The sequence below is a fragment of the Nocardia sp. CNY236 genome, from assembly GCF_000482385.1.
Lineage (GTDB): Bacteria > Actinomycetota > Actinomycetes > Mycobacteriales > Mycobacteriaceae > Nocardia.
Map to the genome: position 1 here is coordinate 84997 of NZ_KI519396.1, position 24499 is coordinate 109495.

At 64.3% G+C, this 24499-nt stretch carries 22 protein-coding genes and 1 pseudogene; 11 read left to right on the top strand and 12 right to left on the bottom strand.

Annotation, left to right across the window (positions count from 1 at the left end):
- Positions 1–278: 278 nt before the first annotated feature.
- The 3 genes from K940_RS31260 to K940_RS0125640 are packed head-to-tail and all read left to right on the top strand — an operon-like array spanning position 279 to position 2445.
- Positions 279–1016, top strand: a complete 738-nt coding sequence (locus K940_RS31260) for a transcriptional regulator (protein WP_051407547.1) — start codon at positions 279–281, stop codon at positions 1014–1016.
- Positions 965–1567, top strand: a complete 603-nt coding sequence (locus K940_RS31265; protein WP_051407548.1) for a hypothetical protein — start codon at positions 965–967, stop codon at positions 1565–1567. Before K940_RS31260 ends, K940_RS31265 begins: the two co-directional genes overlap by 52 nt.
- The gene (locus tag K940_RS0125640; protein WP_231390518.1) at positions 1564–2445 is read left to right on the top strand and encodes a phosphotransferase enzyme family protein; all 882 of its coding nucleotides are present in this window, start codon (positions 1564–1566) and stop codon (positions 2443–2445) included. The genes K940_RS31265 and K940_RS0125640 overlap by 4 nt, the downstream gene beginning before the upstream one ends.
- 305 nt (positions 2446–2750) lie before the next feature.
- On the opposite strand, the gene K940_RS0125650 is transcribed toward K940_RS0125640, so the two are convergent.
- The 5 genes from K940_RS0125650 to K940_RS0125675 form a co-directional block, all read right to left on the bottom strand.
- On the bottom strand, positions 2751–3422 hold the full coding sequence (locus K940_RS0125650; protein WP_028479807.1) for a type I-E CRISPR-associated protein Cas6/Cse3/CasE: 672 nt from the start codon (positions 3420–3422) through the stop codon (positions 2751–2753).
- Positions 3419–6874 carry a type I-U CRISPR-associated helicase/endonuclease Cas3 gene (gene cas3u, locus K940_RS0125655; RefSeq protein ID WP_028479808.1) on the bottom strand — a complete coding sequence of 1152 codons (3456 nt, stop codon included), beginning with the start codon at positions 6872–6874 and terminating at the stop codon, positions 3419–3421. The genes K940_RS0125650 and cas3u overlap by 4 nt, the downstream gene beginning before the upstream one ends.
- Complete coding sequence (locus tag K940_RS33375; protein ID WP_196812377.1) at positions 6874–8112, bottom strand: hypothetical protein; 1239 nt, start codon at positions 8110–8112, stop codon at positions 6874–6876. Before K940_RS33375 ends, cas3u begins: the two co-directional genes overlap by 1 nt.
- The gene (locus tag K940_RS0125665) at positions 8109–9407 is read right to left on the bottom strand and encodes a type I-U CRISPR-associated protein Cas7 (RefSeq protein WP_028479810.1); all 1299 of its coding nucleotides are present in this window, start codon (positions 9405–9407) and stop codon (positions 8109–8111) included. The genes K940_RS33375 and K940_RS0125665 overlap by 4 nt, the downstream gene beginning before the upstream one ends.
- Positions 9408–10169: 762 nt before the next feature.
- Positions 10170–10628, bottom strand: coding sequence for an NUDIX domain-containing protein (locus K940_RS0125675; RefSeq protein WP_028479812.1), 459 nt, complete (start codon positions 10626–10628; stop codon positions 10170–10172).
- A gap of 233 nt (positions 10629–10861) precedes the next feature.
- Here K940_RS0125675 and K940_RS30465 point away from each other — a divergent pair, with 233 nt between their 5' ends.
- A complete protein-coding gene (locus tag K940_RS30465) occupies positions 10862–11125 on the top strand; it encodes a hypothetical protein (RefSeq protein WP_155981127.1) in 264 nt (87 codons plus the stop codon).
- Between the two features lie 143 nt (positions 11126–11268).
- On the opposite strand, the gene K940_RS0125690 is transcribed toward K940_RS30465, so the two are convergent.
- Complete coding sequence (locus K940_RS0125690) at positions 11269–11967, bottom strand: VOC family protein (RefSeq protein ID WP_036530348.1); 699 nt, start codon at positions 11965–11967, stop codon at positions 11269–11271.
- A 163-nt stretch (positions 11968–12130) separates the two neighbouring features.
- Positions 12131–13297 carry a nitroreductase family protein gene (locus K940_RS0125695; protein ID WP_028479815.1) on the bottom strand — a complete coding sequence of 389 codons (1167 nt, stop codon included), beginning with the start codon at positions 13295–13297 and terminating at the stop codon, positions 12131–12133.
- 104 nt (positions 13298–13401) lie between these two features.
- Between K940_RS0125695 and K940_RS0125700 the strand changes: the two genes are divergently transcribed.
- From K940_RS0125700 to K940_RS0125730, 6 genes and pseudogenes are all read left to right on the top strand, one after another.
- Positions 13402–13995, top strand: coding sequence for a TetR/AcrR family transcriptional regulator (locus K940_RS0125700; RefSeq protein WP_028479816.1), 594 nt, complete (start codon positions 13402–13404; stop codon positions 13993–13995).
- Positions 13996–14280: 285 nt separating this feature from the next.
- Positions 14281–15486 carry an alpha/beta hydrolase gene (locus tag K940_RS30470; protein WP_051407549.1) on the top strand — a complete coding sequence of 402 codons (1206 nt, stop codon included), beginning with the start codon at positions 14281–14283 and terminating at the stop codon, positions 15484–15486.
- 263 nt (positions 15487–15749) lie between these two features.
- On the top strand, positions 15750–16337 hold the full coding sequence (locus tag K940_RS31270; protein ID WP_028479817.1) for a hypothetical protein: 588 nt from the start codon (positions 15750–15752) through the stop codon (positions 16335–16337).
- Between the two features lie 32 nt (positions 16338–16369).
- Positions 16370–16900 (top strand): hypothetical protein, encoded by a 531-nt coding sequence (locus tag K940_RS0125715; RefSeq protein ID WP_028479818.1) that lies wholly within the window; start codon positions 16370–16372, stop codon positions 16898–16900.
- A 293-nt stretch (positions 16901–17193) separates the two neighbouring features.
- Positions 17194–17658: a YiiD C-terminal domain-containing protein gene (locus tag K940_RS0125720; protein ID WP_028479819.1), complete on the top strand. Its 465-nt coding sequence runs from the start codon at positions 17194–17196 to the stop codon at positions 17656–17658.
- Positions 17659–18168: 510 nt separating this feature from the next.
- Positions 18169–18501, top strand: a pseudogene (locus K940_RS0125730) (transglycosylase family protein); the annotation flags it as partial.
- Between the two features lie 67 nt (positions 18502–18568).
- Here the strand turns inward: K940_RS0125730 and K940_RS0125735 are convergent.
- The 5 genes from K940_RS0125735 to K940_RS30480 are packed head-to-tail and all read right to left on the bottom strand — an operon-like array spanning position 18569 to position 22944.
- Positions 18569–19618 carry an ABC transporter ATP-binding protein gene (locus K940_RS0125735; RefSeq protein ID WP_028479821.1) on the bottom strand — a complete coding sequence of 350 codons (1050 nt, stop codon included), beginning with the start codon at positions 19616–19618 and terminating at the stop codon, positions 18569–18571.
- Positions 19615–20418: a molybdate ABC transporter permease subunit gene (gene modB, locus K940_RS0125740; protein ID WP_028479822.1), complete on the bottom strand. Its 804-nt coding sequence runs from the start codon at positions 20416–20418 to the stop codon at positions 19615–19617. Before modB ends, K940_RS0125735 begins: the two co-directional genes overlap by 4 nt.
- Entirely contained in the window at positions 20415–21191 is a 777-nt protein-coding gene (gene modA / locus K940_RS0125745) for a molybdate ABC transporter substrate-binding protein (protein ID WP_028479823.1), read from the bottom strand. The genes modB and modA overlap by 4 nt, the downstream gene beginning before the upstream one ends.
- Before the next feature lie 11 nt (positions 21192–21202).
- Positions 21203–21592, bottom strand: a complete 390-nt coding sequence (locus tag K940_RS0125750; RefSeq protein ID WP_028479824.1) for a molybdopterin-binding protein — start codon at positions 21590–21592, stop codon at positions 21203–21205.
- Positions 21593–21651: 59 nt separating this feature from the next.
- Complete coding sequence (locus K940_RS30480) at positions 21652–22944, bottom strand: CdaR family transcriptional regulator (protein ID WP_051407550.1); 1293 nt, start codon at positions 22942–22944, stop codon at positions 21652–21654.
- Between the two features lie 268 nt (positions 22945–23212).
- On the opposite strand from K940_RS30480, the gene K940_RS0125760 reads away from it, so the two are divergent.
- A complete protein-coding gene (locus tag K940_RS0125760) occupies positions 23213–24352 on the top strand; it encodes a triacylglycerol lipase (RefSeq protein WP_028479825.1) in 1140 nt (379 codons plus the stop codon).
- Positions 24353–24499 lie beyond the last annotated feature (147 nt).

A 24499-nucleotide genomic window follows, 5' to 3' on the forward strand; every position in this document is an offset into this window, starting at 1 on the left:
ACGATCGGCGAACTGCTCAATCCGTCTCTAACATTCCCGGATGTGTTCGCCCGCGACATCGAGTCGCAGGTAGCCGTAGACAAGTGGTTTCATCGTCATCTCCTCCCGCCGCGCGAGAATCGGAGTCTCGCTGGTCCGGCGTGCGCGTCGAACTGTTCCTCCAGACTCTTGGGCGGCGCGGAATTCCAGGAGGGCAGATTGTGGGGCAGATTGGCGTGGACCGGTCCGGGGTTCGGGCAGGTCGATAGACTGGGCGCGGCCTATCGAGGGGATCGAAGGTGCAGACACCGAACCTGAAACTGCGGCAGCGTCGGGAAGCGACCCCGTCACCCACCATGGCGAAGCGGTCGATGACCCGCGCCGAACTAGCCGAAGCCGTCAACGACCACCTGTGGCGAACCACCGGTCGGCGCCGTGAACTCGACGCGCACACGATCGCCCGCTACGAACGCGGCGCGGTGCGCTGGCCCGGCAAGGAATACCGCCAGGCCCTGTGCGCGGTACTCAACGCGACCGAAACCGAACCTGGCTTCGCCGCCGCCCGCCGACACCAAGCCCGCGCACGAGATATGCTGGCGGTCAATCTGTTCAGCCCCTTTGATCCCGAACACATCCCCACCGACTACCTGACAGGATCGAAGACTGCAGGCCGCGTAGGACGGTCCGACGTAGACAAGGTCCGGTATGCCGTGGTCGCTGCGGCGGAGAACCTGCACGGCGGTGGATCGGCATCCGACAGCGCGGCCAACCATCTCCGTGCCTTCGCCCGACTGCTGGGCGCGTACGCCGCACCCAGCACACGGCAGGCGCTACGCGAGGCGGTCGGCAACCTCAGCGGTATTGCCGCATACTCTGCCTTCGACATCGCCGCCCACACCGAAGCTGAACGACGCTTCCGATTCGCCCTATGGTGCGCCGACGCCGCCGGATCATGGGAACTACGCGCCGCGACCCTGGCTGAAACATGGCCCGCAAAACCGCCTACGTCGGCAACTCCGACGGAGCCCTCTCCCTGATCGAACTGGCCCAGGTCCGCGCCGACCGCCTCACCGCCACCACCCGTGCCATGCTCGCCGCTCTGCGTGCCCAATTCCTGTCCGCACTCGGCCGCACCGACGACGCCCTCTCCGAAGTCGCACGTGCCGACGAACACTTCGCCGCCCGCAACCCCGCCGAAGACTCCGCCTGGATGTGCTACTACGACCACGCCGAACACCTCGGCAGCACCGGCAAAGCCCTCATCCCTGTCTCTGTCGTACGCAAGCGAATCGAGCTGGCCGCACCCCGCATCCGCCAAGCCATACAACTGCAAGGCGACAACTACCCCCGTTCCCGCACCTTCTCCCGCATCCGCCTGGCCACCCTCACCATGCAACTCGGCGACCCACGCACCGCCACCGCGCTCGGCATGCAAGCCGTCACCGACGCCGCGCACTTCCACTCCCAACGCATCCGTGACGAACTCCGCGGCCTCGCCGCCGCCGCGACACCGCACCGCAGAATCACCGAGGCCGCCGAACTCCGCCACACCATAGCCGCCCTACCGAAACTCGAGGCGACCCCGTGATCCCGGACCCGATAGCCGGCATCCTCGAAGAGGCTGCCAACTACGCCGGTCTAGACATATCCACCGCAACTCCGCTCCGCACCGGAACCCACGCCATCTTCGAACTCGACGGCGGAATCATCGCCCGCATAGGGAAACCCGGCAGCGCAGACACCGCACGCCGCGAGCTACGCATCTCCCGCTGGCTCAACCACTCCGGCATCCCCGCCGTCCAAGCCGTGGAAACACTGCCGCAGCCAGTGGTTGTCGACAACCACTCCGTCACCTGGTGGCAGCTCATCCCCGACCACCGCCCCGCCACCCCTGCGGAACTCGGCACCGCCCTCGCCCGCTTACACACCCTCACCCCACCGGCCATTTTCGACCTGCCGGAATACCAGCCCTTCGCCGGGTTGGAGGACCGGATCACCACAGCCACCACCCTCAACGACGACGACCGACAATGGCTGACCCAGCACTACACCGCACTCCGGCAGCGCTTCGAGAAGATTCCGCTGGCGACCCGAGCTTCGGTCATCCACGGCGACGCCTGGCAAGGCAACCTCGTCGTCCCGCGCTCCGACACACCGACATTCCTCGACCTGGACAAGGTCTCCCTGGGCCGCCCCGAATGGGATCTCGTCCAACTCGCTGTCGACCACACCGACTTCACCCGCATCGACACCGACGACTACGAAGCATTCGTCACCGCTTACGGCGGATACGACATGACCGCAACGCCGGAGTTCCGGATCTACGCCGACATCCAGGAACTCCGCTGGACTGCTTTCGCGATCAGCCTGTCCCACCACAAACCAGCTGCTCATGCAGAGGCTGCCCATCGGATCGCTTGCCTCCGCGGCCACATCCCGCAACCCTGGCAGTGGAACGTGCTGTAACAAATGGTGTTTCGACCCGCGCACTGGTGTGGGTGTTGCATACCAGCCAGATCTTCGGAATGTCCTGTGCGGGTATGTCGAGCTTGGTCGCTAGCGGTGGCCGCTACGACAACCTGATCGGCCGTACCCTCGGCCGCGACGTGCCAAGTTGGTGAACACGCTCTTGGTGGCCGGGTCCAGCCCGGCGTCGATCAGTACCTGATCGCTGAGGCCGATAGTGGTACCGCCCTTCACGAGGGACGACCCCCGCATACGCGGGAACGACACTTCTTGACCTGCACTGATGCTGGCGAGATAGGGGGTTTTCATTCAGTTTCATTGTCTTCGGCGATGAGTCCTGCGCCGTAGGATTTGCCTTTGCCAATGTTGCGGGCTGCCTGTTTGGTCTGGTTGTAGTTGTCTGCGTCGGTGATGGATCCGGTGGTGTGGATTCGGGCGATGGGGAGTGAGTCGCGGTGGGCTGCTAGTCGAATGGTGCGGTACCAGTGGATTTGGATGTGTTTGGGCGCGACCCCGTGGCGGGCGAGTTTCGTGGCCAGCCATTTGTCGAGTTCGCCGCGGGACACCGGGACCTTGTTGGCTCGGTATGCCTTTCCCTGGCCGGGTGGGTTTGGTGTGCCGTCGGCGCCCGCTTTGAGTTCGGTGTGCACGGCCGGATCCACATGGACGTGTGGGGTGCGGAGGGCGGCGAGTTCGACTGTGAAGTTCACATGATCGCCGGTGGAGCGTTGGGTCGTGGCGCGCTGGTTGTACTGTTTGACCCAGTCGGGCAGCCGGAGTGTTCCGGTGTATGTGGTGCGGATCAATACTGTCGAGCCGGGGAGGACGGTCCAGAGCACGTTCCAGGCGGCTCGGGCGGCAGGGTTGTCGATATGAGGAAACAGAGACATCGTCATGCGGTGTCCGGTTTCCCGGTCGATGCTCATTTCCTCGGCAATGTGCGAGGTGGTGCGGATCAAGTGGTCGGTGGCGGTCACGTCGTCTCCTCGGCGAGTTCCCAGGCGTGGCTTTTCGCGTGGTCGAGTGCCGTGCGTTGGTACGGCAAGTGGTCCACGCTGACGCTTCGCCAGGGTCGTTTGTCGGCGCTGAGTGTTTGGAGCAGCGCGATGAGTTCGATCCAGCTCGTCTGTCGCTGTGGTAGCGGTAGGTGCATTCGTCCGGTGTATGTCTGTCCTGCCGGTCGCGCGCCTCCGGTGGCGGGGAGGCGTGCGGTGGCGGCGAATAGCAGCGATTGCAGTGGTGAGCGGATGTTCTTCTCGGGGATGCCTGAGATGATCATTGTGGTGCCGGACTGGGGGGTCATGCCGAAGTGGTGGCCGCCGTCGTACTGGTGTGGTGTTTGTCGAGTGAGTACGTCGGTGATCTGCTCGGTTGTATGGCTGGCTTTCACGACAGCGCCGATAAGAGTCGAGTTGTTGTGGATCCACACGGTCCGTAGTGGGGTCTTGCCTTTTTCATCGGCCGTGGCGGTGTCGTTGAGGAGCGAGGCAAGGATCTGTCGCGCCGGTCCGGTGGTGTCGATTCCGGCGAGAGTGGTTCGCACCCAGTCCGCCGAGGGCTTCTCGTTCTTGATCGCCAGCCGATCGTGGTAGGCGCCCAGTTCGCTTACGATTACGGTGGTTTGGTTGGCGATGCTGTCCAGGGCTGTTGTGGTGTGGATTGTCGCGATCGGGCCGACGAGGCCAGGCGTGTAGGTGATGGCCGCATGGGGGTCGAGGTCGGTGGCGGCGGCCAGTGCCCCGGCCGTGGCCCACCAGGCCAGTGCGGAGTCGACCGGTATTCCGGTCAGTTCGATCGGGGAGTGGTTGTTCACGGCGTCGATACGGGGTGTGGCGTGGGTGCAGACATAGTCGGACGGGGTGTGCCCCTTTTCTGGGTGTCGGCTGGCGCGGTGGTCGGCCAGCCGCACGACGGTTTCCAGCCACGCCAGGCCCCATACGCCATACCTTTGGTTGAGTAGGGCGAAGTCGTTGGCGGTGGGGAGCGCTTGATCTGGGCCTTCGGCGGCAGGGAGCAGGGGTCTGGCCCAGCCATGGTGTGCGGCGATCACGTGCCGTACCAGTGGATTCGCTTCCTGATGGTTGCGGGCGAGGGAGGCAGACTCGTGTCGCCAGCCCGGCGGGATCAGGTGTCTGCGGAAGGTGGCGCCGGGGGCGAGTTTCGCTAGCGGTGGATCGTCCGGTTCTGCGCCCAGGGCGGCTTGGAACATCGGCTCGAGCTTGCCGTCGTCGTGGTGGTAGGCGGCGTTGACCAGCAGTGCGGTGGTATCGGACGCCAACCCGACTCGCTTTGCGGCGGTGTCGGTTTCGGTGGCGACTTGCGCGGCATGGTCACCCAGGGTGACCAGGTGTTCGTCGCGTTCGTCCACGGGTGCGCGAAGCCACACACCTGTGTCGGTGACCGGACCGTACTGTACGGGCCCCAACTGGTGTTCCGGTAGGAGCTGAGGCAAGAGTTCATCGATCTCGTCGGGGTTCCGACCGCAGAGTTCGGTCAGTTCGTCCAGGTCGATGCCCTCGACGTCGATGCCGAGGGTTGGCAGACTGTTGCTGTCGGCGTGCCACCATCGTCCTGATTGCCATCGCAATATCGCGGACAAGTCCGACACAGGTGTGGTGGAGGCAGGATGAAACCCGGTGGCGTCGTGGCCGCCGATGCTGCTGGGCAGGATGACGGTGGCGCCAGGGGCGATGTTTCGGTGCGAGTACACCCCCACCCACGCTTTGCCGTCGAAGACCAGAGCCGGTGGTGGCTGGGTCCGGTGGACGAACCACGTGGACGGGGCGGTATCGAGGGCCGATTCTCCGTCATCGGCGATCACGGAGACGCGAGGCTTCCCCCGAGGAGTTCGGTTGGCGATCAGCGCGTTCACCGCGGCCAGAGGCACGGTCACGGTTTCATCGGGGTCGGGTGGCATCCAGCGGGCGAGCTCAGGGTCGAGGGTGTTGCGCCACAGCACGGTCACGTCGGTGATGCGTTCGGTGTCCGGGATACCGGTGATGTAACGCTGTACAGCCAGATCGGCCGCCGGAACCGGACGAGAATGCGCGATCGTGGGCAGAAGTTCGCCGATGAGCGTCGGCGTCGGTGGCGCCGGTCGGGTTGCGTGCTGGACCGCGTTCGCCTGCATTGTCGTGATGTCGGTGAGTGCACGGGGCGACAGATCGGTTCCTTCCCCGAGGTTCGTCAGCAGTGCGGCGAGCGCGGTGGCGGGCTTTTCCCCATATACTGCTTTGGTCCCCGGGCGAGGCTTTTCAGGTATCACGACATGTGCTGTAGCGCTGTCGAATTCACCGTGTCGGTTTAGCCGACCCAGCCGCTGCGTCAGAGCTTGCCAGTCACATATCTCGGTGACCAGCGTCGGCACGGAGAAGTCGATTCCGGCTTCGACCGTCTGTGTGGCCACCAACAGCCGCGGCATCATATGGCTGGTGAGACGGCCGTCCTGGTGCTTTCGTTCGTGCTTACGGATACGAGAGATCACCAGCAACGAACCGTTCTCCGGTGCAGCCGGGCTACGGCCGGAGGTCAGTGCAGCGTGAACCCAGCGAGCTGTATCGACGGTGTTCACAACCACTGCGACAGATCCCTCGGTACCAGCTAGGGCGATGCGTGCGACCCTGACGACGGTGTCGGTTACGGCCTTGTCGGTCCCGCTACATGGGTGCAGTGCGAGGGTTTTCGGCGCTTCCAGCCGCGTCGAGGCAGCGGTGTGTGCTCGGTCGGTGTCGGTGATCCGATGTACGGTGCCGCCTTCGAGAGGTGGGACGGTGGCGCCGATCTGCACGGTCTTGCCTGTTGGCACACCCAGCTCATGCCCCTGCTGGTGTTCTTTCATCGCACGCAGAGTCGAGAGCGCGGCGACCGAAAGGTGTGGTTCGTCCAGCAAGATCAGGGAATCCATACCGAGCAGCGCAGCGTGAACCGGCGCCATGGCGGGCGAGACACCGAAGCCTCGGAACAGGGCGCGTGACACGGCTTGGTGTGCAGTCATGGTGACGACAGTGGGCTTGTCCACCGCGACCCATTCCTGGTTGCCGGCCGCGCCGCCGTGCAGTTTGGTGATCACCAACGGTGTACCGAATGCCTCGCGCAACACCGACGCCACTCTGGCTACGGGTCCGTCGTAGGTGCGGTGCAGTGCCTCGTGCAGGTTCTGGAGATCATGGTGGGTTTGGTCGACGATGGTGGTGCGATCCACGACGTGCAGGACTCGTAGCGGCGCCGTCCGTGCCCCGCCGTCAGCGATTTGGGCGGCGAGGTGCCACACCGCGACGGTGATGGTGCGGGTTTTGCCGAGGCCGGTTGGGATATCGATCGTGTCGGGCCAGCCTTCGGCGACTACACGGTCGGCCAGCGCTTGCTGCCAGGGAAACGGTTCTGTGCCGTACAGCGCTTCGTGGAACTCAGCGAAGGTCGGGAAGCCCATCAGCCTTCCTTGTTCTCGTCTGTGTGGAATCGTCCGTATCCGTACTGCTGACCGTGTCCGAGTCGAAGCGGTCCGGGATACGGTTGATTCAGGCGTAGCCGTGCACGCCACAAGGTCAGATGCGGCAGTTCTGGGCATGGACCGCACGGCCGGAGCGCCCCCACGTTCCCGTGCGCGTCGAGGTTCTGCAGGCCCGTTGTGATCTCGTGCTCGGCGATGCGACGGTTGGGATGAGCCACCAGCGGCACCACCGATGTCCAGGAACAGGCAGGGCGACCGTAGTAGCGGTCAATGTGGCGAGGATGCGGTTGTCCGTCACGAAACAGCTTGGGCGCAGATCTTTCTGCCGTGGTGGCATCGTCGCGGCTGTCGAACGACACTGCCCAGGGGTTCTCTCCGCCCAGCAATAGGGGCTCGCCGGGCAGCGCGGACATCACTTCCTGATGGGAGCGCCCCTTCTTCAGCAGTAGCACAACTCGTGTCGAGGGGGTCGAGTCGGCCGGTTCGCGGCGCACGTACGTCACGAGGCGACCCTTGACGTGGTCCGGCAATCTGGGCAACCCATAGCGGTGACGGCGTTCGTGACAGAGGTCCAGCACCTGCAAGATGTCCGGCGTGGCCGCGCGAACCGGACCCGACCTGTTTGTCGACTGCCACAGTTCATGCGGCGCAGCCGGTTCGGTGAGCTCGGGATCGGCGCGGCCGTCGACGCATGTGTGGTCCACCCAACCTGCAGCGTGCGGCGTGAGTACGCCGACCATGACGCAATCTGTGGCCCGGCCTACATAGGAGGTCGCCAGCGCAGCTTCGGCGAGCGCGGAAACTTGTTCGTCATCCAAGTCGACCGAGAAATCGAGAAAAGCGCAGGTATGGGTCCATTCGGCCCGGGCGGTGAGCCATTTGTGTTTCGTTCGCTGGTCGGTCAGCCCGGCAACGGCCCGTGAACCGTCCAACAGTTCCCACTGGGTCTCGGCGTCGTGCGGACCCGTCTTTCCGACGAACACACCCTGCACCGGATGGCGGTGTACCGCGGGAAGCCACATGTCCGGATCAGATGCCGCGGCCAGCAACTGAATCGCTTGGCGGGCAGGGTCCGGATCGGGCGTCGCGTGGGCGCCGGCGACCAGTGAGGACAGCACGGTCCAAGGAGATGGCGGCCACTGCACCTCGACACCTCCAGGGATCCGGTGTGCCGCGGTCCACCACAGCCCGGGGTTGTGCAGACGAACTCGGATCACTGTGAACCGTCCTCTACAGGAGTTCCTGTGCGCAACGCCTTGGCCGCTTCGTTCAGAAGTTTTCGTTCTGGTTCGGACAGATACAGCTGAACGGGCTCAGCGAATTGGAGGCCCGCTGCCCGACAGTCCTCTAGCGCCGCACCGAGCGCTTCGCCCCACCAGGTCGGTTCGGTCGTGATATCAACCGGCAACGAGTCCGGAACCGCGCGGCCGTGCCTGCGCAATCCGTAACGGCTGGCCGTGGACACGAGATCACAGCCCGACCGGAGAAAGGTCCGGCGGCGTAGCAGCGCATCGCCGGCCAGCCCCAGCACGGTCAGCGCTGCCGCTCCTGCGGATTGTTTCGCCGAATCACCGCCGTACTGGAGGCTGCGCAGCAATGACAACGAAATCGCACCACGCGCAGCAATTCGCTCACACCCGAACCCGAGGACCCCGACCCTGCCGGGATTCGGGCCGAACCCAAGATTGGAGGGCTTGTCCGTCCGCTCTTTCTTATCTTTTCCGCCGCCGGACTTGGCGACGCCGAACCCGAACGCCGCGCGATCTACCCGGGACTCCTTGGATATCGGGAGCGGATCGACCTTGGTTGCGCCACTGTACACCGGTTCGGCGCCATAGCCGATGATGCGGGTGCGGTAGGCGCGGGCCTGCCGGTGCATCCGGGCCACACCAGCAGAAAGCCAGAAGCCGTACAACAGCGAGTTCGGTGCGTGGGTGAACGCCGTGGTGGCATCGACCGTGCTGTTGATCCCGGTCAGCAAATCGGCCAACCCCCCATCGTTCGACTTCCAAACCGGTTCACCCCCCGGTTTGGCCGCAGCCATCTGGATCCACGAATCAGCGTGCCGATGCGAAGCCGTCCACGACGACAAAGACACATCATCGATCAATGCCTCAACAGAATTGGCGCCCGTGGCGCGACGATTCTCATCGTCGCCACCGAGCACGAACCCGGGCAACCCACCCAACTCGACGCGATACTCCCACAGGGTCTGACTTGCCCGCGCGGACTGCGCCTGGACGTCGTCAAGGATCACCAACGGCGCCGACACTGCGCGCCCGTCCTCCCCGGTCGCGACACCGGTGAGCCACCCCTGCTCGGAAGCTACCGGCATCGTGCCTGTTGGCGAATACGGATGCGCTGGACCATCAGCCGACGGATAGGTCGGTGGAGCCACCGCAGAGCCGCGACCATCAATGGGCTCTAGGTCATGCTCGATGGCAATACCCGCCACAGACGGGTCCCCCAGAGCGACTCGGATCGCTTCTACCAACGTGCTCGGATCAACCATTCATCCCATCCCTTTGATCTAGTTGTGCCGAAACAATGGGCCGCACAGTACAATCAGCCACCGACACAAATCCTCGCCCATGCACCGGCGGCCGGTACCCCAGCGGCGCGTTCTTGCGGTCTATGTCGGCTCTGGGAGTAGTGCCCTTGGCGACCGCTGAGGTTGTCTCTCGGAGGATGCTTGCGCTTTCCTTGTGCCGGGCCTTCTCGAGAGTGTAGGAAGTGGACCATACGCCGGTCCGATAGCTCATTGGCCCGTATCGGTCATCCATCGGGTCCCAGATGCGGATCCGGAAGCTGGATACGCCGGTGGGTGGGTCGGTGAACGCGCTCTTGGTGGCCGGGTCCAGCCAGCCCGGCGTCGATCAGTATCTGATCGCTGATGCCGGGATCGCGCCAGACGTTGTGGACGATGATCTCATCGATGTTCCGCGTAGTCGTTTGCGCCGTCCCTGTTGCGGCCCTCTGGACGCGGTGAGGCCAACTACTGCCAATCCGGCCGCTAGATCGCCGCGACGCGCTTTTCCAGTCGATCGTTGACCACCGCCCCAACCGACCGATCCCCCCTCTGATGCAGCGATTTTCACCGCACTGGAACGATACGGATCGGCGGGTACAAAACCCGATCGGAGCGTCTGCGGGAGAAGAGGGCAGGAGAAACCACATCAGCCCCTCGCATACTTAATTCGGTTCGCTGACAATGCCGATGGCGGCGCGGTGGGTCATGGTGCATCACACAACGGTCTGCCCATGCCACGGTGCTTCACTTCATCAGTGGTCGGGTCGCGGCTTCCCACCCAGGCAGCCCGAAGTGCTCACCGCGTTGAAACAGCTCCACGCACGCGGCGGTGTAAGGGACGGTGTCGGTAGGTAGCTGGTCAAGGGGGAACCATCCCAGTGCTGAGCACTTATCGGGCTCGCGGTTTGCGGGTTCACCGTTCCACCGCTCGACCGTGAAGACGAATCCGATGCGGCTGTGTCCTTCAGGAGCCTTGTAGTGGATCGAGGAAACAAATCGCACCTCGTCGCGGTCGAGCTCGATCCCGATCTCTTCGTGAGTTTCGCGGATGATCGCGTCTACGACATCTTCCCCGTCTTCGAGTTTGCCGCTCGGTAGGTTCCATTGACCGTCTGCATAGCCGGTGTTGTGGCGCCGAGCGAGTAGGACTCGGTCGTCGCGGGAGAGCAGCAGCAGAACGTCGATGACAGTCGTATACGGCACGGGTAGCAGGCTACCGAGCTGCGATGGCCCTCGCGGGCGGTGATCGGCCTGAGCGCACGTAGTTCGAGGTTCGGATGCCGCTACTTCGGTGTGTCCAGATTCGGGCGGGGCGACATGGAACTGTCCCGTTGGCAGCCAGTTGCGCCCGCCGTCGGCCATACGAAGGATCGGGGTATGGATCGCATTGAAGCTGAACGCCGTGTGCTCGCCATCCTGGGTGTCGCGCGGATATTGTGGGGTGTGACCACGGCACTCGGCTCGGCGCGGCCGCTCTGCACTCCGACGAGATGGTTCGGAGCGCGACGCTGCGGGCGGGGATTGCGATGGACCTCGTCGATGCTGGAGTCGTGATCGTCGCCCGCCGGAACGGCATGCCCCACCGCGCGGCCCGTATCGGGGTCGTATTCGCGGGTGGCGCGGCATTCGCCGGAGCCGCGGGTCCCGGCTTGCTCAGAATGGCTGTGAACCTGCGGGTGGGAGCGTCGACGAGAGCGTGACCGGTTTGGAGATCGAGCCCTGATACGGCGTGGTCGTCAATCGCCAAGTGCTTGAACAACAATCCAAGTAGACCCGTGTACGCGCGGTTCTCGGCGTGTGTGGGACCAATACGATGCTCAGGCCGGGCTTGCCTAGCTGCTACTTACAGTCCGGCTTCGAGCTCCGTTGCCCGCCGCAGGGCATCAGCCAGTTCTGGTCCACTGGCCCCAACCGCCTTGGCGCGGGTCAGCAGTTGCCGGGCCAGTTCCTGCTCATCTTGGCGGACCGCGACGTCTGCTCGCAGCACCAGCAGGTTCACCAGCTGGATCGCGGTCGGCTCTTCGTCGGTCCGATGCAGTGCCCGGTCCAGAACCTTCACCGCCAAGTCCAAGTCCTGCTTGGCATCCGCGAACAGTGCGCCCATGTGGATCGCTCGGTCGAACGTGCCCTTCGGCAACGGTCGATGACGCTGGTCCTCGCTGATCGGCTGGGCAATCTGGACTGTGTTCCCACCGGGGTCGATCATCAGGAACTGTCGCACCCCGTAGCTCATGTCCTTCAATGCGCCTATCCGCGGAACCCCGCGTACGGGCACTGACCCGAAGGCATCCTGCAGGCCTGCCGTGAAGAGCGTATAGAGCTGGTCCACGTCGTCGGTACCGACTAGGCAGCCATGCGTGGAGGTCGTCGGGTCGAACTTCGTATCTCCGTAGAAGTTCAGTTCGATCCCTCCACGCCGCACACTCAGAAACTGGTATGGCGCCGTCTGTTGGAACGTGATCTCGAACCCCAGCGCTGTGTAGAAGTCGGCTACGGGCTGGATCGACGGAGCCATCAGCATTGGGATCGTCTTCTCGGTCATGCGTCCCGACGGTAGACAACGAACTCTGCGCACGCCCATGAATGTGAGAACGTCAACTTTCCCTGGTCATCGGCCGGCCGGTGCTATCTCGCGGTGGTTTCGGTGCGGTGATGTCGGTGGTCCGTTCGAGCACATTGCTCGGCTGCGCCGGCAAGGACCGCGACTATCGTCGCTCGGCAATCCAACTCACGCCGTAGTGTGGACGTTCCGTAATATCGCAATGGTCGCCGCTCTCACCCGGTATGACCGCGAAATGGCCTGGGATGCCGAGCCCTCGGCAGCCGGCTTCCCAGTTCGCACACCAGATTCCCAGCGCCACAGGTGCATAGAACCGCGAGGTCGTGGTGGTGTAGAAGTCGAATCGCACGACTTTCGATGCGGTACCCACCGGTGCGGTTATCGCGGCGCACCGGGTGGTTTGAGCGTTGTAGGACGACGGCGACCACTGACACGCCTCATAGCAGCGTCCGAATGTTGCGAAAGGTGCGACCTGAACCGCGAGCGGCAGCTGGCAGTGGGGATCGGCGAAGAACAGTGCAGACAGCGGCAAGCGGTGATGGGTGAACCGCTCCATGACACGGACGAACAATGGCGTGAACCATGATCGGTAGCCCACTGCACAGAGGCAGACCACGTGATCGCGGTCGGGATCGAATCGGTCACCCAAGTGTTCGATGACGCTGCTGTGGTCTGCGCCCGGCCCGATCCAGCAGGTGGCGATGCCGAGGCGGGTGGCATACAGCACCACGGTGTGCAGGCTGCGGCCGACGTCGATCAGCGTCAGGCGGTCGTAGTGTCGCGGTGCAATAGCGACGAGGAATTCCTGCGCACCCGAGCCCGGCCAGATTCTCATCGGGGCCGCGACGTATTCGAGTCGAATCGGGTGGGTGCCGATCAGGCGGTTGGGTCGAGTGTGTTCGTACGCTGCATGTAGTAGTTCGCCTCGGTCGCTGGCGGTGAGCGCACGACTCTGAAAGGAGTGGCACGAGCGTCGTGCGCGGATCAGGTCGAAGATGTCGAGGTCGTCGTTGCGCTGCGGCAGTGCCTCACTGGGGCGCACTCCGTACTTCACGGTGATGACATCGAAGACCGTCGCGGCCAGCACCAGCGCCCCGATCGACAGTGTCGACCAGAACAATGCAGGCCAGGCTCCGAGCAGCCATCCGACGACTGCGGCGGCCAGGAATGCGATCGCGACAATGCCGGTCGGGAGATATTGAAGCCAGCCCGTGAACTGCAGCCGCAGCTTTGTATGCCACAGCAGCGAGCGCCGCGACTTCTCGGTGGGAAACCTGTCATGGTCGCGCAGTAGTTGCTCCGGCCGAGTCATCGTCCACCTCCGATCCTCCGACCTCATCCGGCCACCCCCTATTGCAAGTCTATACTTGCAATAGGTCGGCGACCATCTGCTACGGATACGAGGTTTGGAGGCGTATGCCCAGATACATCGATGTCGACGGCTTGTTCGACACGGCGGTCGCAGTCTTCGCCGAGCGCGGGTACCGGTCGACCACAACCCTGGAAATCGCCACTCGAGCCGGTGTCAACGAGGCGACGCTGTTTCGTCGTTACGGCAAGAAGGCCGCCTTGATCAACACTGCGCTGACTCGAGTGCTCACCACAGCGCCGTTCGCTCGAGTGGCCGCCTCCGACGACGTCGCGGCCGATCTTGTCGCTCTGGTGACCGCCTACGCCGAGACCAACCGCAGATATGGAGGCGCTGTCGGTACCCTGCTGGTCGAGATGCCGCGTCATCCGGAGCTACGCGCCGCCGTCGCTGCGCTCGCGCCGCAGGTGCTCAACGCGGTGCAGGTGATCACAACTCACCAAGATCGAGGCCGACTCGCGCCCGGTGATCCGCTGCAACAATTGGTGACGCTCCTTGCGCCGCTGATGGTGTTCGGGCTGTGGTCGCGCGCGGGAGCCGACATGGTCGTTTCGGAGTTCGACCCCAGGTCCCTTGTCGCCGCTTTTCTCGACGGTCATCGTGCACCGGAGGACTCTCCGCATCGACGGGGCGCCGAGTAGCGCGAGCGGGGGGGCATTCCGTGTCACGGGTACTGGCGTGGCGCGCTGATGCTTTGACGGCTCTGGCTCGAGAGTGGGATCGGCAGGCGCTGGAGTCGGGCGCGCACCTGGATACGCAGAACTGGAATGTGGGCAACTCTCACAACACCTTTCGTGGCGATACTGCCGATGTGATGCGTGAACGCTTCGGCCAGGTGTATGCCAAGGGGCAGGCGGTACTACCGGGCTACGGAAGCTGCCGAGAGGGACAATCGGACATGTACCGCGATCGAGGAGGCTTGTGCCGTGCTGCCGGCATCGGATTCGTTCGGCAATGCGACGACCCCACCCGGTGTGCCGGTCGTGCCGCCGCCGGTGGACGGTGGTCCGGCGGAAAACCGCCGCTGGTGGGACTCGCTGACCACTCGACACCAGCAAGCGATGATCACCATGGAGCCGATAGCGGTCGGCGGCTTGGACGGTGTGCCCGCCTCGGCCCGCGACCGAGCCAACCGCACCGCACTGTCGCTCGAGCACGCCCGTCTCACACGTGAAATCGACGAATTGCAGCAGGCATCACCGTCGTCGGGAGGCCACCTAGAGGCGGACGGTTCGGTCACGCGGGCTCGAAATCCGGGCGACGCCCTCGAGGACAGGCGACAACGGCTCGCCGACCTCGACGCCATCGACAGTGCGATCGCACCACGGCGCAACGGTGCATCCCGTGTGTTGATGGCGCTCGATGTCGAATCCGGTCGGCACGTACGCGTCGTGGCGGCTGTCGGTGACCCGGACACCGCCGCCCATGTGTCGGTCACCACCCCAGGACTGAACACGACGGTACGGGATTCCTTGGGTGGCATGCTCGACGAAGCCGACGCCCTCAAAACCGAAGCCGAAGCTCGACTGATCGACGCAGGGCGTCGAGAGGAGGCGGTTGCGACGATCGCGTGGATCGGCTACGACCCACCACAGAATCTCGTTCATGCCGCATTCCAGGTGCGGGCCCAGGAGGCAGCGTCAGCGTTGGCGTCGTTCTTCGAGGGTCTCGATGTCGCGAGCGTTCGTAACGATCCGCACATCACGGCCTTGGGGCACTCGTATGGTTCGTTGGTGACCAGCTTGGCACTCCAGGAACGCGGGCGTGCGGTCGACGATGTCGTGTTCTACGGGTCGCCAGGACTTGGAAGGGAACTTCTGTTCGGCGAGGTTGTCGATTCCGCAGCGGATCTCGAGGTGGATGCGGGTCGGGTGTATCAAATGACTGCGCCCGGTGATCGGCTCGCGGAGCTCGACGGCTTCGGAGACAACCCCAACGAGATGGATTGGATCATTCCGCTCAGCACCGAGGCGATCACCGTGCTCGACGGAACGACGTACACCAGCGCCTCGGGGCATTCGGAGTACGCGCGTATCGATCGGGACACCGGCCGTCTCCACCGCTCCGGGTACAACCTCGCTGCCATCGTTGCGGGATTGCCCGAGCTCGCCATCGATCCACAGACACAGTGACGCCGCCCGTGCGGGGTCTGCGCTCCGTCGCTTTCAGAGGTATCGGACGCGGCCGGTCGGTGCTCGGTTCGGTCTCATGTCGTGGATCTGCGGGTGGTCGCTGCCGTGGATGGCTCTGGACAGACGTACAAGGCAGCTTCGCGGCGATACGCGGAGTTCTCTGCCGGTCGATGTGTCGGAGGCAGCGGGTACTCTAGCCCGGACCGGCGGATGCTCGGTCAGCGCGAGGGGGGACATATGGTTCCGACGTGATGTGAGGATCGATGGACGACACCGAGTACACCGTGGTGATCTCTCGCCGTGCGGTCCGGGCACAGGGCGAGGGGCGCGGCACGAACGGAGGCGAACCTCGGATGACTCTGTATGTGAGAGTTGGTGAGCCGAGACCGCGCGTGACCGGAGCATCGGTGCGCTTCGACGGTCCTGACGGGCTTACATCTGAGAACCTTCCGGCCATCGACCTCGCGGCGATAGTGTCGGCCCTTGCCGAGACCGCGTCCGCACGGAGTTCCGAGTCTCAATTGGCGCTGTTCGACAGCGCAGCGAAAGAATCGTCGAGTGTCATGCAGTCGATTCCGGAATCGTCGATTCCTTCTACACCCGGGTCGGACTCGGTTCGCGACCTTTCGTCCGCCGCGACTGCCATGCCCACCGCACAGTCGAGGCCAAATGAGCTCGCTGGCGCCGGGCGCAGGTATCGGAAGATGCCCGATCCCAAGGAATTGCGCAACAATCTCGACCGAATCGGGACGGTCACCGGTCTGGCGCGCTTCTACGACGTACCTCGTCACACCGCTCAAGGATGGGTCGGCCGATTGAAAAAGATCGAAATCAGCGCTGAGGGACGGTAGGGGCATTGTCGAAGTGAAATGGCATGGGAGAAATGGGTGATATGTATACGATCCGGATCTCCGAGTCCAACTCGGACGATGCTCTCGCGACCGCGACTGTCGAGATAGTCGATGGCAAGGCTCGTATCGTCGAAGTGCACACGTCCGTCGAAGCAGGGACGGTGGTGCCGCATCAATTGGGGACGATCGACTTCTCGTTGTTCGTCAGAACCGCACTTGTCTTGTCGGGAACAAAGACCGAGCCCGACGCCATCGATGTCGAGGCGCCGAAGAAGCCAGAATCCATCGAGGAAAGCGAGGACGCTGTCACAGCGTCGGCGGCGCCTGAATCGGCGGCACCGGCTATGGCTGCTCAGCACACGACAGTCCCCGCTGCACGTGCTGAAAAAATGGGGATGCCAGCAGATTTCGCAGTCAACTACTGGCGATTGGGCAGTACCGCGAAGGTCGCGAAACACTACGACGTGCCGCATCGGATAGCGCGAGATTGGATCAAAGCCCTACAGCAGCAGGGCAAAGCGGCGAGTTCATGGCAGATGAAGCGCGCGCGGTCTTCTCGTTGACATAGCGATCCTGGTCACTGCCCGCGCTTGGTTCGCTGAGGATCCGGAGTAGCCATGGACGATGGCGGTCGAGAACGTTCCGCGTGCTGGCCGGTCCGCCCTACAGGCCACCAGAGTTCGTTCGACGACCCAGTGATAGCGGCTGCCGGGATGTCCCTGGACAGATTGTTGGCGTTCTGCCAGTAATCTGACTGCGCTGACCGTGAGCGCCTACGCTTCGGTGAGGTTCGCCGAAGTGGACGAGGCAAGAACATCGAGGTGCTGGCCACCTCCGTCGAGAAGGGCTGTTGCGCATGAGCGACGTCGAAACTCCTCCGTTCAAGGACATGATCAACGGGGCATTGGAATCCGCTATGCCGCCGGTGCACCGGATGGGGGTCCAGGCAGTCGATGTACGGCCGGGGTTCGCCGCCACGTCGGTGCCCGTCGAAAGCAACGGCAATCACTTCGGTGCAATGTATGCGGGCGTGCTGTTCACTGTTGCCGAAATTCTGGGTGGAGCAATAGCAATCGCCAGCTTCGACAACTCGGCCTTCTATCCGTTGGTGAAGGATCTGCACATCTTCTTCCGGAAGGCGGCCAAGACCGACGTGCGGGCGGAGGCGACGCTTTCGCAGGAGGAGATCACCCGGATTGCAGCAGAGGCGGCCGCGAAGGGGAAGGCCGACTTCACCCTGCGCGCTGTGGTCACCGATGCCGACGGCGTGGTTGTCGCAGAGACCGAAGGGCTCTATCAGTTGAGGGCACACGGTCGGTAGTGGAAGCGGTCGTGGCTTGCGCGGCCCGCTTCCTCTCGCTCCGTGGGAGGCGGCGGGCTTCGTCACCTCGGGGGTGACGCTCGGCCTCGTCCCGGTCGGAAAGATCGACTTCGTGCGGTCGACCAGCACCGATGCTGGATGGCGCGGTCCGCTGTGGCCCAGAAGGTGCGAGGTTCTCCGGGGTGCCCAATGCCGAATTTCGGAGTGATCTCGGGCACATAACAGAAAAGTAACATTTGAATCAGCGCTAGCGAATTTCCGCCTTTGACCAGCGGAAGCTCAATGCCCGCCGGCATGGCCATTGCTGGATTTCCGGTCGCAGACCGTTATCTGACCGTGATCCAGAGCGAACTTTCCGCTACCGTCGGTCACGGCTCGGATACATTCTGAGATCGAGTCCGAATCGTTGAACGCCGGAAACCCTGCCCCACGATTCGCATATCCCCGACCTTCCTGGGGGCAGGGACGCGGCGAACTGTGCCGAGTCGGTGGGCGCAGGCGGAAATTCACATGTCGAAAAACCGTAAGTTCAGCACTCGTGTCCTCGGCCTTGCCATGATCATCGGCGCCTTCGTCACAGTTCTGTTCGGTCTGTCCACTGCCACCGCTACTGCCGCGGGACACAACTGGGATGCCGTCGCGGAATGTGAGAGCGGCGGAAACTGGAGCATCGATACCGGGAACGGATTCGCGGGCGGTCTGCAGTTCACACAGAGCACCTGGGAAGCCAATGGCGGCATCGGCAACCCGGCTCATGCCAGCCGGGCCGAGCAGATCCGCGTCGCGGAGAATGTACTCGCGACCCAGGGCCCAGGCGCGTGGCCCGTGTGTGGCGCCTACCTCTGAGCGTCCGTTCGGCGCCCGCCATGTGCTCTGGCGGGCGCTGAATTCTTTTGGATACCCACCGATCTCATGCGGGGTAGGTGTGCACGTCGGCGGCCTCGACTCCGGCCCACAATCCGATGCCCGGTCGTAGGTGCAGATCGGCAACGGCGGCGGGGGTGATGTCGACGAATGCCGTCGGGACGCCATCGAGTCGGACCCGGACAGTGTGGGCGTGCTGTTCGATACCCGCGACGACGACCGGCCACATATTGTGCGGGCTGTCCGCCGGCCGGGCCGGATACAGTCCCACCGCGCTCGGTGCGATCGTGACATGGACCCGACCCTGGCAGACCTCGGCTACGGTCAGGATGCCGCCGTCGGTGAGCTCGACCGTTGTGTCCCGCGCCGTGCCGCGGTAGAGGTTGAGACCTACCAGGTCGGCGACGTAGTCGGTGCGGGGGCGCCGGGCGATGTCTGCGGGTGGGCCTTCCTGGATCACCGTGCCCTGCTCGATGATCACCAAACGGTCGGCGAGAACCATGGCGTCGAGCGGATCGTGGGTGACCAGGACGGTGCGGCCGCGGTAGTCGGTGAGATGACGGGTGAGCTCCGATCGGACCCGCACCCGCGTGCTCGCGTCCAGCGCGGCCAGAGGTTCATCGAGCAGCAGTAGCTTCGGGTCGGTGACCAGTGCTCGGGCGAGCGCGACTCGCTGGGATTGCCCACCGGACAGGGTCCGCGGTTTGGCGTCGGCGTGCTCGCCGAGACCTACCCGGCTCAACCAGCGTGCAGCACGAGCGCGGGCTTCTTTACGGCTGTGTCCACGCGCACGCACGCCGAATGCGACATTGTCCAGCACGCTCAGGTGCGCGAACAGCAGATGATCTTGGAAGACGACTCCGACCTGTCGGTGTTCGGCTGGTACGAATACCGTCGGCGGCGCGTCCCAGGTATTGCCGTCGAGTCGGATCCATCCTTCGGCGAGCGGTGTCAAGCCGGCGAGTGTACGCAACGCCGTGGTCTTGCCGGCGCCATTGGGTCCGAGGACGGCGACCACTTCTCCGGGCGCGACCCTCAGCGCCATATCGAGCCGAAACTGGCCCCGCAGAGCCGACAAGTGGGCCTCCAATGTCATGCGACGCCCCGAATCCAGTGTTCGCGCAATGCGATCAGCACCCCCACAGAGACGGCGAGCAGCAACAAACTCAGCACGATCGCTTCGTCGGGATCGGTCTGCAACGTCAGATAGACGGCCAAGGGCATGGTCGTGGTCCGACCGGGGAAGTTGCCGGCGAAGGTGATCGTGGCGCCGAATTCGCCGAGCGCCCGCGCCCAGCACAAAACCGCACCCGCGACGATTCCGGGCAGGACCGAGGGCACCGTCACCCGCCGGAAGATCAGCCATCGTGAGGCGCCCAGGGTCGCGGCCGCCTCTTCGAACCGCGGATCCGCCGCCCGTAGTGCGCCTTCCACGGCGATCACCAGGAACGGCAGCGCAACGAATGTTTCCGCGATCACTGCCGCGGCAGTGGTGAACGGCAACGTCACGCCGAACCATTCGTACAGGTACTGGCCGACCATGCCGCGTCGGCCGAGCACCAACAGCAACGCCACCCCGCCGACTACGGGAGGCAGGACCAGTGGCACGGTGATCAGTGCCCGAATGACCCCACGCCCGGGCACCGCACCTCGGGCGAGCAGCCACGCCAGCGGCACCCCGCCGATCAGGCACAGCAGCGTGGCCAAGCTGGCGCACACGAGTGAAAGTCGCAGCGCCTGACCGACTTCGGCAGTAAACAGCCGATCGGGCAGGATCTGCCAGGGAGTGCGCAGCAATAGTCCGAGCAGCGGGGCAACCACAAAGGCCAGCGCGCACACCGCGGGCACCACCAAGACGAGCGGTCGTCGCGACGGTATGCGCCGTTGCGGTTTCACGGTGCGTCGAACCCCGCCTTCGTGAATACCTCGCGTGCGATGTCGGACTGCGCGAAGGCAACGAAGGCGTCTGCCGCCGCGGCGTTCGGTGCGTGGGTCAGCGTGGCGACCGGGTAGTCGTTGACCGCGCGGGCCGCCTCGGCGACAGCGATCCCGTCCACTTCGTCGCCACCTGCCCGTACGTCGGTGTGGTAGACCAGGGCCGCGTCGACTTCGCCGAGTCGCACTTTGGCCAGTACGGCCTTCACATCGACTTCCAGAGTGTCGGGCGCGGGTTCGATACCCGCTGTGCGGAAGATCGTTTCGGCGGCCGCGCCACAGGGCACCTGCTGCGCGCACAGGGCAATGGTGGGTTCGGTTCTGCCGAAGTCGGCGAGCCCGACGATGCGACCGGGGTTGCCTTTGGGCACCGCGATCTCCAGCTTGTTGCGCACAAAGATGGTGGGGGACGCGCTGACGTCGCCGTTGTCGACGACCTGCGCCATGTTCGTGACCGAGGCCGAGGCGAAGACGTCGGCGGGGGCGCCGCGGGTGATCTGCTCGGCCAGGGTCGAGCTGGCGCCGAAGCTGTAGACCACCGTCACCCCGGGGTGTGCCGCTTCGAAGTGCGTTCGGAGTTCGGTGAACGCTTCGGTCAGGGACGCAGCGGCGAACACGGTGATGCTGCCGTCGATTTCCTTCGAACCGGCGGACACGGGGGTGTCGATCGAGCCGCAGCCCGCCATCGCGACCATGGCGGTGACCGCGACTGCTGTGTACAGCGATCGGAGCATTCGCGCGCCCGTCACGATTGCGGTGCTTCGACAACGACGTGCGTCGATTTGATCGACGCCACGGCGACGCTGCCGACCTCGAGTCCGAGATCGTCGACCGATTCCCGGCTCAGGAGCGAGACCAGGCGGAACGGTCCGGCTTGCATTTCGACGCGAGCCATCACCGTGTCCTTCACCACCTGGGTGACGATCCCGCGTAGGCGGTTGCGGGCCGACGAGGAGCCCGGCTCCGGCGGTTGCGCGTCCGCCTGAACGAACTGGGCCAATTCCCGACCGGTGACGGCCATGCGCCCGTTGTCGAGCTGGACCGCGGTCAGCTTGCCCTGATCGATCCAGCGCCGCACGGTATCGTCGCTCACCCCGAGCAGTGCAGCCGCCTCACCAATCCGCAGATTCGACATGAATAGCAGCATATATCCGCATCTGCGGATGGCAATCCCGTGTGGAGTCGCATTCCGCGCTAATAACGGGGGTTCGATCGCGTGGACTCGGCGGGCTGTGCGTGCCCCAGAGCCGTGGTCGGCTGATCGGGGTGCAGGCGCTGAATCGTCAATGCGGCGGCGAGCAGTCGGGAATCGTGCGGATCGGTGGGATCGACGCCGGTGAGCTCGGCAATACGACGTAAGCGATAGCTGAACGTATTCGGGTGCACATGGATCTCGGCAGCCGCCGTCTTGCGATCGGACCCGTGGCGAAGGTGTGCATCGAGCGCTTCGAGCAGATGTGGAGAGTCCAGGATCGGGGAGATGAGTCGTGCCAGACGGTCGCGAGCGATGCCCGGTTGGGTGAGTTGATGCTCCAGCAGCAGGTCATCGAGGTGGTAGGCGCCTGCGGGCCGGCCGAGCAGTCGAGCCAGTTCGGCTAGTTCGGCTGCCTCGTGGGCAATCTCCGGTATGTCGCTTCGGAGGACGGAGGGAAATTCGGCGATGAACACCGGCACACCGAAGCGTTCGGTCAGTTCTGCGGTCAACTGTGCGTGGGTCGACTGTGCGTGATCGTGGTCGGCGGCACCGGGGCTGGGTAACAGTGCGGTGCCGGTCCAGCCGTCGAAGGTGGCCAGCGCGGTCGTGCCGGCGAGGGTATCCAAGGCGCGTTGCAGGATACGGATGCGGCGTCTCCCGACGAGGGTCGCCACGGTGCTCGGCTGATCATTGGGCTGGATGTGGATGGCCAGGATGGTGTAGCGCTCGGCCAAGGTGGTATCTGCGCGCGCGGCGAGCTCCGATGCGGCCGCCCCGTGCAGCAGCGCCGAGCACAGCGCGCGTCGTGCCTCGCGTTCAGCGTTGTAGATGGACTGCTCGACTTCGGTGTAGGTCTCGACCACGATGATGTTGACCTGCATCAGCAGGTCGAGCAAATGCCGGCCGAGCAGGACGAGGTCGTCGAGTTCGTCACGGGTTGCGACGGCGGCGGCCTCCTGCAACACCGATTGCGCGGAACCGTGGATGGCTTCGATCAGAACGGGCAACGGGAATCGGTCCTCGGCATGCCGTTCGGCTACCGGGGCCACGAACGTCGCGACCTCCGCTTTGGTGAACCTGCGCTGGTCGGCCATCGCTTGGAGCACGGCTCGGCCGCACGCGTAGATCGCGGGCAGTACCTCGGCAGTGAAGTGGCCGTCCGGGAGGTCCGCCGCCGGCGGTGTGGTGCCCAGCCCCGCGACGAACATACGCTCGGCGATCTGTGGCCATTGGGCGAGCAACCGGGTGACGAGCGGGGACCCTCCGGCAATCGGGGACAACGCGACGGACATGGGGCGATTGTTTCCGACCACAGAACGTGCGGCAAGGCGCTGGATCACCGAGCGCGAACTTTGGCTCTGATGACAATGATCTATCCTGAATCTTCTCCTTGGAGTGCAGTGACATATGCCTCGCGCCCGGAATACATTCGAACTGGGGGATGCGAGTGTGGTTCTGATCACATATTTATTCGAATGTGGCATGAGAAACAGACTGTGACAGTGGGCTGTCCGCGCGCCCCCGTGTTCGGCGTGAGTGGAAGTGAACTGAATGTTGGCAATGACGCACAACGTGGGGCGGGCCATTCTCGGGGTCGCACTGATCACCGGAATGACCGTTGCGATGGCGCTCGGTATCGGAACAGCGCAGGCGCAGGAGGAGATCGCGCCGACCCAGCAAGCGCTCGCGGACTACATCAGCGCCGGGCTCGACCCCGCTCCGGATGGTAGGCAGCCGCGCGCGATCGTGGACGTCGGTGGCTCGGCGGGCAGGCCGACCAGCGTGGCTTCCGACCCCCGGGGGGAGGGTCCGGAGATGTCCGCGTATCTGCCTGCGTTCGCCTATGGCCTCACTCATCCCGACGCGGCGCCCCCCGGCGCCAACCGATGGGACTGTGTCCCATCACCCCGATACCCGCGGCCTGTGGTCCTGCTGCACGGCTCCTGGCTGAACGCCTACGACAGCTTTGCCTACCTGGCCCCGCGTTTGGCTCGGGCCGGATACTGTGTGTTCGCAGTCAATTTCGGACGGTCCGGCCTGCTCGATGGTGGTGGGGTGGGTCCGCTTCTCCCCGGCCGCTACGGGGTCGGCCCGATCGAGGATTCGTCGCGTCAGGTGCGGGAATTCGTCGACCGCGTGTTGGCGGCGACCGGCGCACGAAAGGTCGATATCGTCGCGCACTCCCAAGGCGGCACCGTCGCCAACCACTACCTGAAATTCGAGGCAGGCGCGAGCAACGTCGGCAACCTGGTCAGCCTCGGCTCCACGCACCATGGCACCTCCCTGCTGGGAATCGCGACATTGGGCCGGACCATCAACAACCTCGGGGTCGACATTCTCGGGTTCAGCGAACCCGTCGTCGGGATCGCGAATGTCCAGCAGGCGGTGGGGTCGCCGTTCTATGCCACGTTGAATGCTCGGGGCGACACCGTACCCGGCGTGGCCTACACGTCGATCGGCTCCCGATACGACCAGATCACCAACCCATACCATTGGACCTTCCTCCAGGCAGGCCCCGGCGCCACAGTGGACAACGTTACGTTGCAGGACGGCTGTGAACGGGATTTGTCCGACCATCTGACGATGATGTACTCCCCGCGTGCGGTGTCCATCGTTCTGCGTGCGCTCGACCCGATCGGTCATCCGGCATTGCGCTGTAGCTTCAATCCTTGGCTGATCGGGGGTGGCGGCGGCCTGTGAGGGCGTTGTCACTGCATCGACCGGAGAATCCACGGTCGGCTAATTGGTGCTCGGGACAATTCTCTTCCGGCTCCGATCTTGGTTTGCTGGAATGGGCTCCGCTGTTTCCGCAGGCAGCGGAGCCCGAAACAACCCCGGCGTCGGCGG

What these genes read in the sequence shown, in the direction of transcription:
- K940_RS31265 (WP_051407548.1), top strand. Translation starts at nt 965, where the DNA reads ATGGCCCGCAAAACCGCCTACGTCGGCAACTCCGACGGAGCCCTCTCC.
- cas3u (WP_028479808.1), bottom strand. Translation starts at nt 6,874, where the DNA reads ATGGGCTTCCCGACCTTCGCTGAGTTCCACGAAGCGCTGTACGGCACA.
- K940_RS0125665 (WP_028479810.1), bottom strand. Translation starts at nt 9,407, where the DNA reads ATGGTTGATCCGAGCACGTTGGTAGAAGCGATCCGAGTCGCTCTGGGG.
- K940_RS0125690 (WP_036530348.1), bottom strand. Translation starts at nt 11,967, where the DNA reads ATGACCGAGAAGACGATCCCAATGCTGATGGCTCCGTCGATCCAGCCC.
- K940_RS0125695 (WP_028479815.1), bottom strand. Translation starts at nt 13,297, where the DNA reads ATGACTCGGCCGGAGCAACTACTGCGCGACCATGACAGGTTTCCCACC.
- K940_RS0125700 (WP_028479816.1), top strand. Translation starts at nt 13,402, where the DNA reads ATGCCCAGATACATCGATGTCGACGGCTTGTTCGACACGGCGGTCGCA.
- K940_RS31270 (WP_028479817.1), top strand. Translation starts at nt 15,750, where the DNA reads ATGGACGACACCGAGTACACCGTGGTGATCTCTCGCCGTGCGGTCCGG.
- K940_RS0125715 (WP_028479818.1), top strand. Translation starts at nt 16,370, where the DNA reads ATGGGTGATATGTATACGATCCGGATCTCCGAGTCCAACTCGGACGAT.
- K940_RS0125720 (WP_028479819.1), top strand. Translation starts at nt 17,194, where the DNA reads ATGAGCGACGTCGAAACTCCTCCGTTCAAGGACATGATCAACGGGGCA.
- K940_RS0125735 (WP_028479821.1), bottom strand. Translation starts at nt 19,618, where the DNA reads ATGACATTGGAGGCCCACTTGTCGGCTCTGCGGGGCCAGTTTCGGCTC.
- modA (WP_028479823.1), bottom strand. Translation starts at nt 21,191, where the DNA reads ATGCTCCGATCGCTGTACACAGCAGTCGCGGTCACCGCCATGGTCGCG.
- K940_RS0125750 (WP_028479824.1), bottom strand. Translation starts at nt 21,592, where the DNA reads ATGTCGAATCTGCGGATTGGTGAGGCGGCTGCACTGCTCGGGGTGAGC.
- K940_RS30480 (WP_051407550.1), bottom strand. Translation starts at nt 22,944, where the DNA reads ATGTCCGTCGCGTTGTCCCCGATTGCCGGAGGGTCCCCGCTCGTCACC.
- K940_RS0125760 (WP_028479825.1), top strand. Translation starts at nt 23,213, where the DNA reads ATGACGCACAACGTGGGGCGGGCCATTCTCGGGGTCGCACTGATCACC.